This window comes from Hominimerdicola aceti, assembly GCF_025567495.1.
Classification (GTDB): domain Bacteria; phylum Bacillota; class Clostridia; order Oscillospirales; family Ruminococcaceae; genus Hominimerdicola; species Hominimerdicola aceti.
Genome location: NZ_JAOQJZ010000009.1, coordinates 56497 through 74544, shown reverse-complemented (window position 1 = coordinate 74544; position 18048 = coordinate 56497). Strand labels below are relative to the sequence as shown.

Below are 18048 nucleotides of genomic sequence, written 5' to 3'. Positions count from 1 at the left end.
CTTATCAAGCCATACCTGTGTGCTTTTTGATAGCCGCAAAGGACTCCGCACTGATAACGTGTTCCATACGGCAAGCGTCCTCTACTGCAACTTTCTCGTCAACACCAAGCTTTATGAGCCACTGTGAAAGCAACGTATGACGCTCATACATTTTCTCGGCTATCTCCAAGCCCTTGTCTGTCAAACGAATATAACCGTCCTTGTCAACAGTTATATAGCCGTTCTCACGGAGATTTTTCATTGCCACACTTACGCTCGGCTTTGAAAACTCAAGTTCGTTTACTATATCTATGCTTCTTACCTCGCCTTTGCCCTTGCGCTGACTGAGAATAAGTATCGTTTCAAGATAATTTTCAGCTGATTCTCTTATCTGCATTATAACGTCCCTCCCTAGAACAAGTTTGTCATCAGGTCATTACGACTATTATATCACATTTCAAACCGCATTTCAAGTGCAAGCACGCTTTTTCAGCGATTTCGATAAACTTTACATCAATGAATTGTGTTGATATACAAAGGCACTGCTCACAAAAAGCAGTGCCTTTAAAGCTGTCTGTTATTTACTGTATACCGCACTCCTCATAGTCTTTCCACTTTTCGGCATGCTCCTTATCCTCAAAATATTTGTATACAAAAAGCGCAGTTGACGCAACAACAAGTATCATCGCACCCATTAAAGTCCAGAACGACTTTTTTCTTGAATAGTTTGACATAACAAAACTTCCTTTCTTTCGCAATAGCATACAAAAACTTGCGGCTATCGCTCATAGCTTTGTTATAATTATACTACACAATGCTCTTTCTGTCAATTATTTTCACAGGATTTTCAGATATATTTTTCCGAGTAAAAGTGCAGAAATTCCTCAAGGCAAAGCCCGCCTGCGGCAATGATACGAGCGGCTTCAACGCCCACATAACGATAATGCCACGGCTCAAAATCAATGCCGGTCATCTGCTCTTTAAGGCGAGGATAGCGGAGGATAAAGCCGAAATCTGCGGCATTTGCACAAAGCCACCGAGATTCAGGCGTCTTGTAAAAATCGTTGCTCACATCATTGTCACCCTCTCTGCCGAGATCCACAGCAAGCCCGGTGTTGTGTTCGCTTGACCCGGGGAGAGCGAGAGTTCTGCCCACCTTTTCCACAGCCTTTTCATAACTCAGACCGCCCCACATTTCGTGAGATACTTCACGCTCCCAAAGCATCTGCTGATATTCAAAAGAGCGATAGGCAGAAATAATTTTCAGCTTTATGCCGTCAGCTTCCGCCTTTTTGAGCAGAAGCCTGAGCCTGTTTCCTGCCTGAGATTCCATAAACTTGCCGTTCACCTCTGTCAACTCCACACGATCGTAAAATCCCATATCTATGGGATTGAATTTATCCACAAGCATAAGATAATCCATATACTGACCTCCTTGTCCTGATGGGGAGAAATGTTTTAACTTAGTATATGCAGATGTGTGTGGAGAGTATACACACTGAATGAGGAATGAGGAGTGAGGAATGAGGAATTAGCATAGCTGACCAAAGTTGTGCACAAGCACCAAGCAAAGCGACTTTGCGGCACAACAAACTTGCCCGAATGATCTGTAGGGGCGACCTGAGGTCGCCCGTTCTCAGAACTTGTAAAAATTCAGCATTGTAGGGGCCTGGCTCAATTTCGGTTTCACCGAAATGCGACAGCCCGATATTTCTCGCCCGTTGAATTGTTGAAAAATATCACACAATGTCACCCCAAAATAATTTGGCATCAAGGATATGGCAACCACGGCATCGCTCACCTACACATTTCAAAAAGCGGTGCAAAATTACATCATATCACAAATTGCAGCGTAAAATGCCCGTCACGGCGAGTGACCTATATCCAGCACCCGTCCACTCTGACGACCTGCCCGTGAATGTAATCTGCTCCCTCTCCACTGAGAAAACGCACAACATTCGCCACATCTCTCGGCTTGCCTATCCTGCCTGCCGGTATGTCATCAACTATCACACGAACATCTTCCTCCTTCAGCTCGCCGTTCATTTTCGTGTCTATCATTCCGCAGGATACGCAGTTCACCCTTATACCGCTTATGGCAACTTCCCTCGCCAACGCCTTCGTAAATCCTATAAGCCCAGCCTTTGCCGCCGAGTATGCAACCTCGCAGGAAGCTCCCTTTTCGCCCCATACTGAGGTTATATTTATCACATTTCCACTGTGTTCCCTTATCATCTCAGGAAGCACCGCCCTGCTCATACGCATTGCACCAAGCAGATTCACGTTCATCATCTCGCATAGCTTCTCGTCAGTCATGTCAGTAAAAAGCTCTATATCCGCTGTTCCTGCGTTGTTTACAAGAAGCGTAACAAAGCCCAAACTGTCCCTGACTTCCGCAACGCATTTATCTATACTGTCCTTGTCGCCAATGTCGCAGTAAAAAACCTCTGCACATAAGCCACGCTCTTTAAGCTCAGATACCAAAGCTTCCGCCGGCGCCCTGCCATTCTTGTAGCATACAGCCACTTGCCAGCCGCCCTCAGCAAGCACCCTGCATATCTCCGAGCCTATCCCACCAGAGCCACCTGTTACCAATGCTGTCTTTTTCATAAAAATACCCCCCGCAGATCATGATATACTGTAATTATATCACACCTGCGGAGGTTTTTCAACGGCTACTTTTCGTTCTCGTCTACCCATTTTCTCGCCCAGCCTGCATTCTGCTCCTGACGATTGTATACTCTGCCGTTTTGCGCAGTGTAATTGTCCGTCACAACATATTCCTGACCTGCCGAGATAACGTCATGGGGCTTGTATACCTTTGTGCCGTCTGAAGCCTGCGGGAAACGGCTCTTGTCACGCTTTTTCATGGCTATCACTCTCCTTTTTATGTTATTATCCTGCCCGAAGCTTTTGTGATTATCAGATGAAAAATCTGCATAACAGTTGAAAATATCACGATAACGTGGTATAATCATCTTATACTATTTTTATCGGGAGTATTAAAATGGAAAAATACAACAAACAAAAAGCTATACTCACCGCACTGCTGAAATGGGTAGAAACAGAGTTCTTCGGAATTTTCGTATTTCTCTTTTTTATCGCAGTTGCAAAGCCTTTCGGTGCATTGGCAAATATAATTTTCGGTCTTACAGGACTTCTCACAGTGGTCTGCCTTATGGCTGACTTTGGTCTGAAACAGGGAGAGGAAGCCAGAAATAAGGTCACATTCCACGGTGAAAAGGATTGCCCTAACTATGGCTTCACACTTGGTCTTATTGCAAGCATACCATGCTACATAACAATGATACTGCTGATGATATCAAAATTCAGCGGCTCGTTCAACTTCATGCCTGCCTATAAGCTTCTCGACGCCTGCTTCTATCCTCTTATAGATTGGGCTGCCCACTCTGCCGACGTGAAAAATATGTCCCCATTTGTTTTCATCATGACCGCCATATTCCCACTACTCTATCCATTTGCCACATGGATAGGCTTCAAAATATCCTACAAGCAGATAGACGTAAAAGAGCGTGTGGTCTACAAGCACAAATAAAATCAAGCCTGCCGTATCAGTCCGATACGACAGGCTTTTATCTTTTTATCGAAAAAACTCTACACATTAAACTATTTCATTACTGAAAATCTATCTCTATATCTTTTAGCGTCACATAGTTTACTCCATTGCAGTTTTTATCGCTTGCAGTGTTTGCGATAAGCGTTATCTTTGCCGTGCCTTTCACATAGTCGGCACCAATATCCGTCTTATAGTCATACGTGTAGCTCTCTCCGGCTTTGAGCAAAGTGTTCATGGTGTTTCTGTCGCCGCTTTCGCCATAGCTCGTGGAATTGCCCTTACTGTCCTCTGTGGTGATATACTGGTCAGTCGTGAAGTCAAGCACCATGTCTTTGTCCCAGTTGTTTGTGTAGGTAATATGGCTTATGAACTCGCCTCCGCTTACCTCATAGGAGTATTTCGCCGTGAGCCTGCCGTCCTTTGTTGTAAAGGTATTGTCCCCAACGTCCTCAAAATAGTCGATATATCCAATATCAACTTCGTCGGCCATATCAGAATCGTCCTTGGCGACAGAAGTCACTGCTTTCTCACTAGGGTCAACATCGTCAGCGACCTCAGCGTTTTTCTTTTCGTCAGTGTATTCGCAGTTCTCATTGAGCCAGTTTTCAAGCTTTTCTGCCTTTTCACCGCCTATATCAAATTTTAATATATCTCCTGCAAAAAGCTGAACATACAGATCTCCGTTAGCAGTAAAATAAGCCGTACCGTTGACGTCAAGTCTTTCTACATAGAAGCTTATTGTTATTCCGCCCTCAATGTAATATTCATCATCATTTGTTACCGACAAATTAATATCAGGGTCGCTCTCATAAGCGTCTCCCTCATAGACCGCATTGTATGAACCATTATCGTCCTTTAACAGGTCAAGCAGCTTTGAGATGTCGGTATTAGTATACTTTCTGAGCCTGCCCATTCCTGCGTCATTGTAAGCATAGTCCACACGAGCCGTTTTTTCAAGACTTACGTCATTTATTATGTCATCAAGGGTCATATCGGTCTTGCAATCAGGTGAGTATTTCCAATCATCATACCACGCCACAGAGCCGTCATCAAAGACCACCGCCAGATAAACGCTTGGTGACAAGTCCTTTATTGAATAAATATCCGCTTTTGTTGTTTCCTTTTTGTTTGTCTCATAGTTTTCCGTTTCAAGAGTCATGGTGGTGAGCTTGCTGTCAAGAAAAGACTTATCAACATGTCCCATTGAAACATATTCCACATCGTTATATTCAAACGTCTCATATTTTGCATTCATTGCATATTCGTCCCAAGGAACTCTATATGACACTGTTGCTTCCTCGTCTGCCATCTGCTGGTCAGCCGAAGCCTTTGCCTTTATATCTTTATCCGACCTGCCTGCAAACATCATAACACCCGTCGCCGCAGCGATAACACCGCAGGCCGCCACAGCCGCCCACTTTGTCCATATGGTTTTTATCTTTATGCCGCTGCCGCTCTGTCTGCATTCTTCAATGTAATGCTCGTCAGCATTTTCCAAAGCCTTTGAAATATCCTCTCCTGTTGTTTTCATAAAAGAACTCCCTCCTTTTCAAGCAAAGCCTTTAACTTATTTCTGCTTCTGAAAAGGCTCGCCTTAACTGTGTTCAGGTTCATAGCATACTTTTTTGATATCTCTTTTATAGGCGTTGCAAACCAATATCGCTGGAGAAATATATTTCTGTCTCTCTCCTGCAACTCGCCAAGAAATTCGTTTATAAGCCCCTCAAGATGTCTGCCGTCGCAAAGACTCTCGGTGGTGTCATTGTCAGGTATGCACTCGTCAAGCTCCTCCAAGACCGCCGCTATCTCACCTTTTCCACGCTTTGCGGCCTTTGACGCACGATATCTGTCAAATGCGATATTTCTTGTTATCCGCCCGAAAAATGCCGACAGCATTCTGGGTTTCTGTGGAGGAATGGAGTTCCATGCCCTGAGCCAAGTTTCGTTCACGCACTCCTCCGTGTCCTCCCTGACTCCAAGAATATTGTAGCCCACAGAATAACAGTATCCGCCGTATTTTATATCCGATTGTGAAATAGCCTGCTGATCTCTGCTTTCATAAAGCTCAATTATCCTGCTGTCCTCCATTTTTCCGCCCCCTTACATTTAAGCAACACCTCACAAGGCACGCCTAACTTCATTGAAAGTCCTTTCATTTATAATGACGAGTTATCCGCCAAAAGGTTTTATGAAAACATAAAATAATTATAACATATGATAAAAAATTATGCAACACAAAAACGACGTCCCACATCACTATGGAAACGCCGTTTATACGAAGAATGATTTTATGACAACTCGTTAAGAAGATCCATATACAATTCGTTGTAATCTGTTCTGTTATCCTTCAGAAATGAGATAGCCGCACGAGGGTGGCGATTGAGCGCACCTGTGAGCATATAAGGCACGTCATAGCCCCACTGTGAACCCTTTGCCCTCTCCTCAGCAACGTACTTTTCAACAAATTTCAGTGTAGGAGTAAGCTTGTAGTTAGGGTTTCTCAGGAAGCTGAGCATCTGCTCCATGAAGCAGTTTCCTGCACCTCTGCCCATTCCGCTCATAGTAGCGTCCGCAAAGCTTGCGCCGTGAGAAATGCTCTCGATAGTGTTTGCAAAAGCGAGCTGCTGATTGTTGTGCATATGAACGCCCACCTTTTTGCCACTAGCCTCAGCCACCTCGCAATACTGCGCAGTAAGTCTTCTCACCTGCTCTGGGAAAAGTGAGCCGTAGCTGTCAACAAGATAGATAACGTCAACAGGGCTTTTTGCCACAAGGTCAAGAGCCTGTGCGATATCGTCCTCACGGCTCGCAGAAACAGCCATGATGTTGATAGTAGTTTCATAGCCCATATCATGACAGTAGTTTATCATCTCCAGCGCACCAGGCATCTGATGAGTATATGTTGCGATTCTTATCATGTCGATAACGCTCTCGCTCTTTGGCAGGATATCTTTCTTGAAATCACATCTGCCAACGTCAGCCATAACAGAAAGTTTCAGCGGACTGTCATTCTCACCAACGATAGCTCTGATATCCTCCTCATCACAGAACTTCCACTTACCGAACTCCTTAACGTCAAAAAGCTCCTTAGAAGCCTTGTAGCCGAACTCCATGTATTCAACGCCTGATTTTATGTTAGTTTTATAGAGTTCTTTTACAAACTCGTCTGAAAATCCAAAATTATTTACAAGACCTCCGTCACGGATAGTTGCGTCCAGAAGCTTTATATCAGGACGGTATGACATAAGGTCACCTTTCTGATTTATTGTCTTTGCCTGATTTGCCATTGTGATTACTTCCTTTCCCAAAACAGACCCTTACCATGTCTGTATAAATTCATCGCTTTAAAGGTTTTATGCTTTTAAGCTTTTATGTATTAAAGTATAGCACTATTTTTCATCCCTGTCAATAGTCCCAAAGCCCTTTAAACACATTTTTTACATTTTGATAATATTTCCCTCCCTCAAGCCTGAACTTTTGTACATTTCCAACTATCAAAACGACGCAGTATTGTGATAAGTGCTGAAAAATATCCACGCTCCTTGACAAATCAGACTTATAGTTGTATACTCTAAGTGTACTACAACAGATAATACAGTTAGTACAGCAGAACAAATGAAACGAAACAACAAAATCGAAAGGAGGTATTCAAGGTGATAACGCTTGATCTTACAGGAAGAGCACCTATCTACGAACAGATATGCAGCCAGTTCTCAAGCCTTATATCAAAAGGCGTGCTGAAAGAAAACGATAAGCTGCCAAGCTCAAGAATGTTGGCAAAGGAACTGGGTCTGAATCCAAACACAGTCGCCAAAGCCTACAGTAGACTTGAGCATGACGAGATAATCTATTCTGTGGCAGGAAAAGGCTGCTTTGTGGCAAAGCAGAAAGGCTCTATAGAGAAAAAATTGCTGGAAGAATTTAAGCTCCATGCCGCCGCCGCAATGCAGGCAGGCATAAGCCTTGGATCGCTTACCTCCGTCCTTGAAGAACTGGCGGAGGAACAGAAAGAAAGGAGTGACAAAGAATGATAGAAATAAAAGACCTGTCACTTACATTCAAAAACGCAGACGAAGATCACGAGGCACTGAAAGCCGTCACCCTGGATATCCCCGAGGGCTGCATATACGGCTTTGTAGGCTCGAACGGTGCAGGTAAATCCACCCTACTGCGTGTTATAAGCGGGATCTACCGCCCCGACAGCGGTAGCGTCACCATTGACGAAACAGAGGTCTATGACCGGCCGCAGGCTAAGGAGAACATCTTCTTTGTGAGCGACGAAACGGTGCAGTTTTCAAGACTGACAGTGAATGACCTGAAAAGCTTTTACCAAAGCAGCTACCCGACCTTTGACGACAAGGTGTTCGATGACCTTATTTCAAAGCTTGACCTGCCACGGAAGAAACCGCTGTCCCAGTTTTCAAAGGGCATGAAAAGGCAGGCTATCGTTGCGGCTGCACTTGCCAGCCGAACAAAGTATATCCTCCTTGACGAAGCCTTTGACGGCCTTGACCCTGCCATGCGCAGACTTATCCGCACCATGATAGTTGACGATATTTTCGACCGTGGTGCGACCCTTATCGTGTCCTCCCACAACGTTACCGAAATAGGCGAGCTTTGCGACAAGGCAATGCTCCTACACAAAGGCGAAGTCATTTTCGCCAAGGATATCGACGACGTAAGAGAGGGCTTTGAAAAGGTGCAGATAGCCTTACCTGAGGGCGAGCTTGACCGCTCCGCCATAGAAAACGCAGGCGTCGAAGTACTCAGTTTCAGAAACCTTGGAAGAGTTTCCACCGTGGTGGCAAAGGGCGAAAAAGCGGATATCACCGCAAAGCTTTCCGCTATCTCCCCTGCCGTTCTGGAGCTTGTCCCTCTCACACTCGAGGAGATCTTCATATACGAAATGGAGGTGCATGGATATGCAAACAGCGAAGAATAGGATAATAGCCGCATCAAGCCGTGATTTCAAGGTGAACAAACTGCTTTTCATCATCACGAACCTTGTGCTGTTCATAAACTTCATCATGCAGATGTCCATGCGAAAGTTCATCACCTACTATAGCGAAAGCGTGACGAACAGTTACACAGGCTATGGTCTTGCCCAGGCAGGCTCTGTGGCGATAGCGTTGTGTGCAGTATTCACAGTTTTTACCCTTTTCCATGAGCTTTACAGCAAGCCACACGCAGACCTTGTTTACTCGCTTCCAAGCAGTGCAAAAGAACGCTTCTTCTCAAAGCTTCTCACCCTGCTGAAACTGCATATCCTGCCGGTCATATTCTGGAACATCATTCAGTTTATCGCCATATTCTTCACAACGGATATCACCTTGTACATGGTGTCAAGATATTCTGCAGTGCTTATGTTCACAGAGCTTGCCACAAGCCTTTTCGTGATACTTGCGGTGCTTTTGTGTATGATATGCTGCGGCAGATTGGCGGAGATGATATACACAGCGGTGATAATAACAGCCTGCGAAGCGGCTCTCCCTGCTTGCATATACTATTCCACCATAAGCCCATTTACAGTTCAGTACCCATACGATATTGAAAATTTCGTTACCTATTGTCCTGCATGGAGTGCATTCCCTGCCCACCTTATGGAATTTGGCTACTCCACAAAAGTCCTGTTTCTTCTCGTTGGAAGCACACTTTTCTCGGCACTGCTTATCACTCTCCTGTATTTTCTCTACAAAAAACGTGACGGCAAGGACACGGGCAAGCCGTTCGTATTCAGCGCCTATCGTGAGATAATCCTTATCCTAGCCGTAGTCACTGTAACGACTTACGTCCTCTCCGACACAAGCAACCTGATACTTCTTCCTGCACTTCTCTTGGGCTATCTCCTTGTGAGAATACTATCATCAAACAGCAAGCTTACAATAATCCGCTTTGTGAAATGGGTAGGCATTTTCGCAGTGTATATGGTAATCATTTTCGGAGTGAACATTCTGGCATACTTCTGCAATGGCTTTACAGGCAAGATAGATGAAGCAAAGCTTACTGAATACAATCATGTGTGGGCGTTGAACACAACAACAGATGACATAACAGCTTCCTATATTTCAAGCCACCAAAATCCGCAGGACAAAAACACCCTCACAAAAGACGAGACCATGCAGATAATAGATATCTACAACAGCGCCTTTGACAGCCGCAAAAAGAGTATCAGCGACTATATACACCACTTTAAAAGAACACAGAACCAAGTAAATATAGTAAGCATAATAATAAGGACTTACGATACAGACGATATATATAACAACGATGATATCGACTATATCGACTTTGATTTCAACGTATCAAAAGCCGAAGCGGATAAAGTCACCGAGAAACTTAAAGCCCTGAGCTTTATCGCACCTGAACAGATACATGAACAGAAAAGCTACAATTATTAAGCCTGCTTTTTGCACAAAACAACCCCCTCCGAGCCAAGCTCCGAGGGGGTAACTTTTTCTATTAATCCATGACTGCATTAGCAAGCATAAGCTTGATACGGTTTTCTTGGTTGACCTTTGTCGCACCCGGGTCATAGTCGATAGCGACTATGTTTGCGTCCGGATAAGCCTGCTTGATAGTTCTTGACATACCCTTTGCAACAATGTGGTTAGGCAGACAGCCGAATGGCTGAGTGCAGATTATGTTCTTTGTGCCTGTTTCTGCAAGAGCCGCCATTTCAGCAGTGATGAGCCAGCCCTCGCCCATTTTTACGCCCTGACTGATATACTTATCAGCACACTTTCTAAGGTGTTCAAAATCATGAGGCGGCTGGAAAATGCCCTGCTCGTTAATTACCTTTATCTGCTGCTTCTGGAACTTGTAAAGCACATCATAACCAATGCCGTACATAAGAGTGCGGCTGGTTTTCTTGTCATAAAGCTTCTCGTCATTGATAGCGTCCGACGCACAGTAAAGCACGAAGTCCAACAGTCCAGGCACGTTAGGCTCACAGCCCTCAGACAGCAGAAAATCGTTCAGGTGATTGTTCGCAAGAGGTGAATACTTAACGTATATCTCTCCCACGATACCTACCTTAGGCTTCTTCTCCTTTGTCCTTGGAAGCGCCGCAAAGTCTTTGAGCATAGCATTGTAAATGCTCTTTGTGTGCATATATCTGCTCGGGGTAGCAAACAGCTTTCCAAGCCTGTGCTGCCACCTTGCCAAAAGCTCGTCCGTAGAATTTTTCTCTATCTCGTAAGGCTTGCACTGATTGTACAAAAGCATGAGCATATCACCGTAAAGTACCGCATAAATAAGCTTCATTGCAATGGCAGGGGTGATATCTATGGAAGCGTCCTTTTCAAGTCCGCTGAAATTCAGCGACAGAACAGGCACTTCTGGGAACTGCGTTGACAGCGCCTTTCTTATAAGGTGGATATAGTTTGAAGCACGACAGCCACCGCCCGTCTGCGACATAAGCAGAGCCGTGTGTTCAAGGTCATACTTGCCGCTTTTGAGAGCGTCCATAAACTGTCCGATAACAAGAAGCGCAGGATAGCAAGCGTCATTATGTGTGTTTTTAAGTCCCTCGTCTATAACGTTTCGTGAGCAGTTTTGCAAAAGCTCCATGTTATAGCCGTATTTTTTGTATATCGCCATGATAAGCTTGAAGTGTATAGGAAGCATATCAGGTATAAGTATAGTGTATTCCTCACGTCTTGACTTGTCAAAATAAGACCTTTTTACTCTGTCCGAGCCTGCGTGTTTTATCTCTTTTTCAGCCATTACATTGCCTCCTTGTCCATTTTCTTCTCAGCATTTGCGCTGGCTTCTTTTTCCTCCAGTGCCGCCGCCAAAGACCTGAGTCTTATCTTAGCCGCACCGAGATTCGTTATCTCGTCTATCTTTAGCTGAGTGTAAAGCTTGCCCTTTTCTTCAAGTATAGCTCTCACCTCGTCTGTTGTAACAGCGTCGATACCACAGCCGAAGGATACCAGCTGAACGAGCTGCATATCATCATTTTCGCATACATACTCTGCCGCTCTGTAAAGCCTTGAATGATAAGTCCACTGATTGAGTACGTCAAGTGCGGGTGTATCCACTTTCATCGCTACGCTGTCCTCGGTAATAACAGCAAAGCCAAGAGAAGCGATAAGCTTGTGTATGCCGTGGTTTATCTCAGGGTCGATGTGGTAAGGTCTGCCTGCCAGAACGATTATTTTCTGACCCTTTGCCCTTGCCTCAGCGATTATCTCCTGCGCCTTAGCCTCGATATCCCTATGGTATCTCACCTGCTCAGAATAAGCCTTGTTAAGCACTCCAAGCACCTGCTTTGCAGTGATGTTATACTTTGAAAGCGCCCTTGCCATTGCCTTTGCAACGTGCTTTTTGATGTTTATGTCAAGATAAGGCATGATGAAATTATCATCATTCAGCTTGTCATTGTTAGCCTTTAGAAGCTCAGGATAATAAGCAACAACAGGACAGTTATAGTGATTGTCCGACTGACCCTCGTCAGCATTGTAGCTCATGCAAGGATAGAATATAAAGTCCACGCCCTTGTCAAGGAGGCTCTCTATATGACCGTGACAAAGCTTTGCAGGATAACATACCGTATCAGACGGAATAGTTTGCTGACCCTTGTAATATGTATCTCTCGTTGACTCCTCAGACAGAACCACCTCAAAGCCAAGGCTTGTGAGCAGTGTTGAGAAAAATGGCATAAGGTCATAATAAGATAGCGCAAGTGGCAGACCTACCTTTGCAATAGGCTTTGCAGGCTTGTTGTCAGCATAAGAGAGTATCTTGTTATACTTATACTCTATCATGTTTTCCGTTCTGTCGGTTATCTTTATGCCTGCACCCTTTTCACAGCGGTTTCCGGAAGTAAATCTTCTGCCGTCATTAAATCTTATTATAGTAAGGTTACAGTGCGCACCACAGCCACCGCACTGAACGGCTCTTGAATTGTAAGCGAATTCTTCAAGCTGAGCCTTTGTAAGAACGCCTGACTTGCCGTCCCTGCCCTGAGATTTTTCTTTTGCGAAAAGCGCACAGCCGAACGCACCCATAAGTCCCGCAATGGCAGGTCTTATAACGTTTCTGCCAAGCTCCATTTCAAATGACCTGAGCACAGCGTCGTTAAGGAACGTTCCGCCCTGAACGACTATATTCTTGCCAAGCTCGTCAATAGACTTGGCTCTTATTACCTTGTAAACTGCGTTCTTGATGATAGACGAAGAAAGTCCTGCAGAGATATCCTCAACGGAAGCTCCGTCCTTTTGCGCCTGCTTTACAGATGAGTTCATGAACACTGTACATCTTGAGCCAAGCTCCACAGGTGCTTTTGCAAACAGACCGAGCCTTGCAAACTCTGCGATATCATATCCCATTGCACCTGCAAAAGTCTGAATGAACGAGCCACAGCCTGATGAACAAGCCTCGTTGAGCATAATGCTGTCGATAGCGTTGTTTTTTATCTTGAAGCACTTTATATCCTGTCCGCCGATGTCGATGATAAAATCAACGTCAGGGCAGAAATAAGCCGCCGCCTTATAGTGCGCAACAGTTTCAACTATACCATAGTCAACGCCCAGACCTGCCTTTATCAGATCCTCACCGTAGCCTGTTACCGCAGAAGCTTTTATGTTAAGCTCAGGGGTAGCAAGGCTGTAGATCTCCTCAAGCTTTGAAGCGATTATATCCAGCGGCTGACCCTTGTTTGAGCAGTAGTGCTGATAAAGAAGCTTTCCGTCAGGTGTGATAAGCACAAGTTTTGTGGTTGTCGAGCCTGCGTCTATGCCAAGATAAGCGTCGCCCCTGTAAGTTCTGATGTCTTCATATTTAAGGTCAGACTTCTTGTGTCTTTCCACGAAAGCATTATATTCCTCACGGCTTGCAAACAACGGCTTGCCTACCACGATATTGTCAGTAGCCTTTGCATTCACTATCTTGTCAAGGGCTTCGTCTATAGTCATTTCCTCAGCAAGAGTGTCAGCATGAAGTGCCGCACCGAAAGCCATATAGCATGAAGAATTTTCAGGAAGAATAGCGTGTTCCTCGTCGAGGTTCAAAGTAGTTCTGAATGCCTTTCTCAGTGCACTGAGATATGTAAGCGGACCGCCAAGGAAAAGCACCTGACCGCCGATCTTTCTGCCCTGTGCCAGACCCGAAACTGTCTGGTCAACAACAGCCTGAAAGATAGACGCAGATATGTCCTCTTTTCTTGCGCCCTGATTAAGAAGAGGCTGAATATCAGACTTTGCGAAAACACCACATCTTGAAGCGATAGGATAAGTCTTTTCTGCCTTAAGAGCAAGGTCGTTCATCTCGTCAGGGGTAACGCCCAAAAGTCCTGCCATCTGGTCGATAAAAGCACCTGTGCCACCTGCGCAAGAGCCGTTCATACGCTGTTCAACGCCCCCTGTGAGGAAGATTATCTTAGCATCCTCACCGCCAAGCTCAACCACAACGTCAGCCTTTGGATACTTCTTGTTTACAGCGATAAAAGCAGAAAAGACCTCCTGCACGAAAGAGATACCGCTTGCCTCAGCGATGCCAAGACCTGCCGAGCCTGTTATGGCTATCTTGAACTTGTCCTCAGGATAAAGTTCTCTGATAGCACGCAGCTGCTCAGCCACCGTTTCCCTTACCTTTGAAAAGTGTCTTTCATATTTGTTATAAATAAACTCGCCCTCGTCAAGAATTACCGTCTTGACCGTGGTCGAACCTACGTCTATGCCTAAATCATAAATCTTGCCCATAGTAAAAACCTCACTGATTCTCGTTTGTACACTCTTAGTTATTATATCACACTTTTTCGCAAATTACAAGCTTTTTATATTAACAAATATGTATCTGAAAACTACCTATAAAGCTAAAACGGGCGAACACTGTTCGCCCCTACAATGCAACTATTACAATGTATGGCAAAATGCGTTCGCCCGTAAATATTCATTTTTTATCTATGCTTATTCCTGCTCTAAAAGGCAATCAGTAAGATTAAGGTCATAGAGATTATTGTAGGTAGGCTGCTGAACAGGCTCACCTGCAAGTCTGTAGAACTGCTCTGAGCCATACTTCTTGATGAAGTTTGTGGTGTGGCAATTTATTTTCAGCTCCTCGATAAACTTCTTCATAACATTGCTGTCAGCGCCATAAGCATTCTCAAGGAAGTCAAAAGCGTATTTCAGACCATTCATAGACTGCTGTGTAACGTTGTTTGCGCCATGGAGCAGATTGTTGAAGGAGTTCTGCAAAATAACAGTACAGCGGTTTTTGTTATCTCTTCCCTCGTTGGTACACTTATCAAGATAAGCTTCCAGATTGTGGAGTATCCAGTGCTGGATCTTCTTGTTAGACGGCGAGATGTTTCTTGCTCTTACCGCCTTGTCAAGGCTCTTGTTGCAGTCCATGATGTGTTCACTGATTATCTGACGGCATGAAAGACCATTGTTTATCTTCACAAGGATATCTTCCATTCTTGGGTGGATAAGTCTTATCATCTTCTCCATTTGGATACAGCTTCTCATTGTGTATGTGATGCCGTCCATAAGCAGATTCATAAGAGCCACAGCTTCCTCAGTGCCTGCCGCTCTTGCGTCAGCAATATTCTGAGCAGTTATACCGCCCTCGAGGATAGCGTCAACGTCATATTTCTCACGATAGTAGTTGAATCTGTCATAATATTCCGCAAATCCCTTTGAGAACTCTGGATTCTGTACATACTGAGCAGCCAGAGCGTGGTCAACAAGGATACCGCTCTCCTCATAAAGCTGCATCATTTCAGAAAGGTCCTCCCAGCCACGGGCAGTAACAAAGCGGTAGTTGTTCTTATCGCTTGCGTCTACCATATAATAATGGTCAGGGTGAAGCTCAAGATATGATATGATAGCTGGGTGAACGCCTGCATAGTAAGCATATTCTTTCCAAACGTCGAAATCAGGCTGACACTCGACCCTCTTAACACGGTCGAGAGTAACGATATCGAACTCAGAAACAGACTTGTTGAACTCAGGCGGGTTACCTGCTGTAACAACTACCCAACCTGCCGGAACCTGATGAAGTCCGAAAACCTTATACTGCAAGAACTGGAGCATTGCAGGAGCAAGGGACTCGGAAACGCAGTTGATCTCATCGAGGAAGAGAATACCCTCTTTAATGCCAGTGGCTTCGATAGTGTCATAAAGAGTAGCCACGATCTCACTCATCGTGTACTCGGATATCTGCACGTCAGCACCGGTGTAGTTTCTATGTACAATAACAGGAAGACCGAGGGCAGACTCTCTTGTGTGGTGGGACATGGAGTAGGTAACAAGGTTTACGCCAGTTTCCTGAGCTATCTGCTCCATGATAGCGGTCTTACCGATACCAGGTGCGCCAAGCAGGAACACAGGTCTCTGATGTTCTATGCTAATTCGGTAATCGCCAAATTCGTCTTTAATGAGATAGGCTTGTATTGCATTAAGTATCTGTTGTTTTGCTTCTTTAATATTCATAAACATTTCTCCTCAGTGCAGTCTGAAGCTGTGAACAAAAAGCACTGCACAATTAAATAATCTTACCATTTTATTATAGACTATCTCCAATTTAAAGTCAATAGTCATCACAAGTTTTGTCAGCTTACACAAACAATTGAAAATATTTTAGTTATTCTGTATCAAAGTCATAAAATTTAACTGTTAAAATATTCATATCAGAACAGAATTTTCAACAGACTTTTAAGTTTTTTCAAACGTTTTCGTCCATACCCCAGCCGACCTCACAACCTCACTGCTCACTTGGTTTTGACATCTCCCAAACAATGTGCTATAATAACAAGGTATAAAATTTTTCTCTCGGAGGTCTGATCTATGCTTTATGAAATAAAAAATGATAAACTCTCTATCTCAGCCGACACTTTCGGTGCTGAGCTTCACTCTATCAAACTGGACGGCAAAGAATATCTCTGGCAATGCGGTGACGCTTGGAAACGCTACGCTCCTATCCTCTTCCCGTTCATATGCTCCCCTAAAGACCGCACCTACAAGGCTGGCGGTCAGGAATATCACATGGCTGCAAACCACGGCTTCGCCCGTGACAGCGAATTTACATACGCTGGAAGCACCAAAAATTCACTGAGCTTTCTCCTCAAAGACAATGACGTGACACTTGCTCAATACCCATACCACTTTGAGCTTGAAGTCACCTACTCCATAAAAGGTTCAAAAGTCACCGTCACAAACACAGTAAAAAACACTGATGAAAAGGCTATGTACTTTTATCTCGGCGGTCACCCTGCTTTTATCTGCGATATCCAAGGTGGCAAATGCACAGTTGAGTACGAGAAAAACGAGCATATCGTTCAGCCTATCCCAAACGGCGAGAGGACTATTCTTGACGGAGAAAAGACTATCACTCTCACCAGAGAGCTTTTCGACTATGACGTTATCATGAAAGACCACCCTGCTTCAAAGGCTGTCACCCTGAAAAAGTCTGACGGCGGTTTTGTAAAGCTTTCATTCCCACATTCTGAATGCATTGCAGTATGGACTTCCACCGGCAACCCTGACGCTCAGTTTATCTGCCTTGAGCCTTGGACTAGCGTGCCTGTTTACGAGGACGACGCTTTTGAGGATATCGAAAACAAGCCTCACGCTATCAAGCTTGCACCTGAAGCTGTTTACACCTACAGCTACACCGTGGAGGTGGGCTGATGAGAGCGGTAATACAGAGGGTCACAAGTGCAAAAGTTGAGGTCGAGGGCAAGGTCACAGGCGAGATAGAAAAGGGCTTTCTGATACTTTTCGGAGTAGATCAGGAGGACACTGAGACTGACTGCGACAAGCTTGCCGACAAGATATCAAAGCTTCGCATTTTCGCTGACGAGAACGACAAGACAAATCTTTCTATAAATGATGTTGGCGGAGATATTCTTTGCGTTTCACAGTTCACCCTTTATGCAGATTGTCACCACGGCAACCGCCCGTCATTTATCTATGCAGGCAAGCCTGATGAAGCCAACAGACTTTATGAATACTTCTGCAAGGTCTGCGGCGAGAAAATTTCAGGCAAGGTAGAAAAGGGCGTTTTCGGTGCAGACATGAAAGTTTCACTGCTCAATGACGGTCCTTTTACTATCATTCTTGAATGCAGAAACGGAGAGATAATCCCATGAACATACAGATATTCGGCAAGTCAAAATCCTTTGACACAAAAAAGGCCGAGCGTTATTTCAAAGAGCGTGGAATAAAGTTCCAATCTGTTGACCTGCCTACAAAGGGGCTTAGCAAGGGCGAGCTTAACTCAGTGCTTGCGGCTGTTGGGGATATTGACAAGCTTATCGACCCAAAGGCAAAGGGAGAGCAGGCAATGCTCATAAAATATCTTGGAAGCACCGAGGAGAAGATAGAAAAGCTTCTTGACTATCCCGAGCTTTTTGCCGCACCTATCGTAAGAAACGGCAAGAAAGCCACAGTAGGCTTCTGCCCCGAGGTGTGGAAAAGCTGGGAATAGCCCTAGATGAATATACTGTGAAAATTGCCGATATTCGTTGAAAGAAGCTTGAAAGTGTG

At 44.6% G+C, this 18048-nt stretch carries 18 protein-coding genes; 7 read left to right on the top strand and 11 right to left on the bottom strand.

The window, feature by feature from the left end; all coding sequences use genetic code 11:
- Nucleotides 1–4: 4 nt before the first annotated feature.
- From OCV57_RS09625 to OCV57_RS09605, 5 genes are all read right to left on the bottom strand, one after another.
- Nucleotides 5–376, bottom strand: coding sequence for a metal-dependent transcriptional regulator (locus OCV57_RS09625; RefSeq protein ID WP_022287718.1), 372 nt, complete (start codon nt 374–376; stop codon nt 5–7).
- A 184-nt stretch (nt 377–560) separates the two neighbouring features.
- Nucleotides 561–713: a hypothetical protein gene (locus tag OCV57_RS09620; RefSeq protein WP_022287719.1), complete on the bottom strand. Its 153-nt coding sequence runs from the start codon at nt 711–713 to the stop codon at nt 561–563.
- Nucleotides 714–826: 113 nt separating this feature from the next.
- A complete protein-coding gene (locus OCV57_RS09615; protein WP_267301347.1) occupies nt 827–1402 on the bottom strand; it encodes a M15 family metallopeptidase in 576 nt (191 codons plus the stop codon).
- A gap of 455 nt (nt 1403–1857) precedes the next feature.
- Entirely contained in the window at nt 1858–2589 is a 732-nt protein-coding gene (ymfI, locus tag OCV57_RS09610; protein WP_267301346.1) for an elongation factor P 5-aminopentanone reductase, read from the bottom strand.
- Between the two features lie 65 nt (nt 2590–2654).
- On the bottom strand, nt 2655–2849 hold the full coding sequence (locus OCV57_RS09605; protein ID WP_267301345.1) for a hypothetical protein: 195 nt from the start codon (nt 2847–2849) through the stop codon (nt 2655–2657).
- A 137-nt stretch (nt 2850–2986) separates the two neighbouring features.
- Between OCV57_RS09605 and OCV57_RS09600 the strand changes: the two genes are divergently transcribed.
- A complete protein-coding gene (locus OCV57_RS09600) occupies nt 2987–3535 on the top strand; it encodes a hypothetical protein (protein ID WP_195388283.1) in 549 nt (182 codons plus the stop codon).
- 79 nt (nt 3536–3614) lie between these two features.
- Here OCV57_RS09600 and OCV57_RS09595 read toward each other — a convergent pair whose 3' ends face one another.
- The 3 genes from OCV57_RS09595 to OCV57_RS09585 form a co-directional block, all read right to left on the bottom strand.
- On the bottom strand, nt 3615–5087 hold the full coding sequence (locus OCV57_RS09595; protein WP_267301344.1) for a hypothetical protein: 1473 nt from the start codon (nt 5085–5087) through the stop codon (nt 3615–3617).
- Nucleotides 5084–5644, bottom strand: coding sequence for an RNA polymerase sigma factor (locus tag OCV57_RS09590; protein ID WP_117863449.1), 561 nt, complete (start codon nt 5642–5644; stop codon nt 5084–5086). Before OCV57_RS09590 ends, OCV57_RS09595 begins: the two co-directional genes overlap by 4 nt.
- Before the next feature lie 200 nt (nt 5645–5844).
- Nucleotides 5845–6843 (bottom strand): aldolase catalytic domain-containing protein, encoded by a 999-nt coding sequence (locus tag OCV57_RS09585; RefSeq protein WP_267301342.1) that lies wholly within the window; start codon nt 6841–6843, stop codon nt 5845–5847.
- A 366-nt stretch (nt 6844–7209) separates the two neighbouring features.
- Between OCV57_RS09585 and OCV57_RS09580 the strand changes: the two genes are divergently transcribed.
- From OCV57_RS09580 to OCV57_RS09570, 3 genes are read left to right on the top strand one after another with little or no spacing between them, the layout of a single operon-like run.
- Nucleotides 7210–7587: a GntR family transcriptional regulator gene (locus tag OCV57_RS09580; RefSeq protein WP_046439432.1), complete on the top strand. Its 378-nt coding sequence runs from the start codon at nt 7210–7212 to the stop codon at nt 7585–7587.
- Nucleotides 7584–8498, top strand: a complete 915-nt coding sequence (locus tag OCV57_RS09575; protein ID WP_267301341.1) for an ABC transporter ATP-binding protein — start codon at nt 7584–7586, stop codon at nt 8496–8498. Before OCV57_RS09580 ends, OCV57_RS09575 begins: the two co-directional genes overlap by 4 nt.
- Nucleotides 8479–9954 carry a hypothetical protein gene (locus tag OCV57_RS09570; RefSeq protein WP_267301340.1) on the top strand — a complete coding sequence of 492 codons (1476 nt, stop codon included), beginning with the start codon at nt 8479–8481 and terminating at the stop codon, nt 9952–9954. The genes OCV57_RS09575 and OCV57_RS09570 overlap by 20 nt, the downstream gene beginning before the upstream one ends.
- A gap of 61 nt (nt 9955–10015) precedes the next feature.
- Here OCV57_RS09570 and OCV57_RS09565 read toward each other — a convergent pair whose 3' ends face one another.
- The 3 genes from OCV57_RS09565 to OCV57_RS09555 form a co-directional block, all read right to left on the bottom strand.
- Nucleotides 10016–11281: a 2-hydroxyacyl-CoA dehydratase gene (locus OCV57_RS09565; protein ID WP_022287727.1), complete on the bottom strand. Its 1266-nt coding sequence runs from the start codon at nt 11279–11281 to the stop codon at nt 10016–10018.
- A complete protein-coding gene (locus tag OCV57_RS09560) occupies nt 11281–14259 on the bottom strand; it encodes an acyl-CoA dehydratase activase (RefSeq protein WP_267301338.1) in 2979 nt (992 codons plus the stop codon). Before OCV57_RS09560 ends, OCV57_RS09565 begins: the two co-directional genes overlap by 1 nt.
- 207 nt (nt 14260–14466) lie before the next feature.
- Complete coding sequence (locus OCV57_RS09555) at nt 14467–15993, bottom strand: AAA family ATPase (RefSeq protein ID WP_022287729.1); 1527 nt, start codon at nt 15991–15993, stop codon at nt 14467–14469.
- Nucleotides 15994–16347: 354 nt separating this feature from the next.
- Here OCV57_RS09555 and OCV57_RS09550 point away from each other — a divergent pair, with 354 nt between their 5' ends.
- Genes OCV57_RS09550 through OCV57_RS09540 form a run of 3 tightly spaced genes read left to right on the top strand, consistent with a single transcriptional unit; the run spans nt 16348 to nt 17989 of the window.
- The gene (locus OCV57_RS09550; RefSeq protein WP_267301336.1) at nt 16348–17190 is read left to right on the top strand and encodes an aldose 1-epimerase family protein; all 843 of its coding nucleotides are present in this window, start codon (nt 16348–16350) and stop codon (nt 17188–17190) included.
- Nucleotides 17190–17651: a D-aminoacyl-tRNA deacylase gene (gene dtd / locus OCV57_RS09545; protein WP_267301334.1), complete on the top strand. Its 462-nt coding sequence runs from the start codon at nt 17190–17192 to the stop codon at nt 17649–17651. The genes OCV57_RS09550 and dtd overlap by 1 nt, the downstream gene beginning before the upstream one ends.
- Complete coding sequence (locus OCV57_RS09540; RefSeq protein ID WP_022287732.1) at nt 17648–17989, top strand: arsenate reductase family protein; 342 nt, start codon at nt 17648–17650, stop codon at nt 17987–17989. Before dtd ends, OCV57_RS09540 begins: the two co-directional genes overlap by 4 nt.
- Nucleotides 17990–18048 lie beyond the last annotated feature (59 nt).

What these genes read in the sequence shown, in the direction of transcription:
- OCV57_RS09595 (WP_267301344.1), bottom strand. Translation starts at nt 5,087, where the DNA reads ATGAAAACAACAGGAGAGGATATTTCAAAGGCTTTGGAAAATGCTGAC.
- OCV57_RS09590 (WP_117863449.1), bottom strand. Translation starts at nt 5,644, where the DNA reads ATGGAGGACAGCAGGATAATTGAGCTTTATGAAAGCAGAGATCAGCAG.
- OCV57_RS09565 (WP_022287727.1), bottom strand. Translation starts at nt 11,281, where the DNA reads ATGGCTGAAAAAGAGATAAAACACGCAGGCTCGGACAGAGTAAAAAGG.
- OCV57_RS09600 (WP_195388283.1), top strand. Translation starts at nt 2,987, where the DNA reads ATGGAAAAATACAACAAACAAAAAGCTATACTCACCGCACTGCTGAAA.
- OCV57_RS09615 (WP_267301347.1), bottom strand. Translation starts at nt 1,402, where the DNA reads ATGGATTATCTTATGCTTGTGGATAAATTCAATCCCATAGATATGGGA.
- ymfI (WP_267301346.1), bottom strand. Translation starts at nt 2,589, where the DNA reads ATGAAAAAGACAGCATTGGTAACAGGTGGCTCTGGTGGGATAGGCTCG.
- OCV57_RS09625 (WP_022287718.1), bottom strand. Translation starts at nt 376, where the DNA reads ATGCAGATAAGAGAATCAGCTGAAAATTATCTTGAAACGATACTTATT.
- OCV57_RS09560 (WP_267301338.1), bottom strand. Translation starts at nt 14,259, where the DNA reads ATGGGCAAGATTTATGATTTAGGCATAGACGTAGGTTCGACCACGGTC.
- dtd (WP_267301334.1), top strand. Translation starts at nt 17,190, where the DNA reads ATGAGAGCGGTAATACAGAGGGTCACAAGTGCAAAAGTTGAGGTCGAG.
- OCV57_RS09605 (WP_267301345.1), bottom strand. Translation starts at nt 2,849, where the DNA reads ATGAAAAAGCGTGACAAGAGCCGTTTCCCGCAGGCTTCAGACGGCACA.
- OCV57_RS09540 (WP_022287732.1), top strand. Translation starts at nt 17,648, where the DNA reads ATGAACATACAGATATTCGGCAAGTCAAAATCCTTTGACACAAAAAAG.
- OCV57_RS09550 (WP_267301336.1), top strand. Translation starts at nt 16,348, where the DNA reads ATGCTTTATGAAATAAAAAATGATAAACTCTCTATCTCAGCCGACACT.
- OCV57_RS09620 (WP_022287719.1), bottom strand. Translation starts at nt 713, where the DNA reads ATGTCAAACTATTCAAGAAAAAAGTCGTTCTGGACTTTAATGGGTGCG.
- OCV57_RS09555 (WP_022287729.1), bottom strand. Translation starts at nt 15,993, where the DNA reads ATGAATATTAAAGAAGCAAAACAACAGATACTTAATGCAATACAAGCC.
- OCV57_RS09585 (WP_267301342.1), bottom strand. Translation starts at nt 6,843, where the DNA reads ATGGCAAATCAGGCAAAGACAATAAATCAGAAAGGTGACCTTATGTCA.
- OCV57_RS09570 (WP_267301340.1), top strand. Translation starts at nt 8,479, where the DNA reads ATGCAAACAGCGAAGAATAGGATAATAGCCGCATCAAGCCGTGATTTC.
- OCV57_RS09575 (WP_267301341.1), top strand. Translation starts at nt 7,584, where the DNA reads ATGATAGAAATAAAAGACCTGTCACTTACATTCAAAAACGCAGACGAA.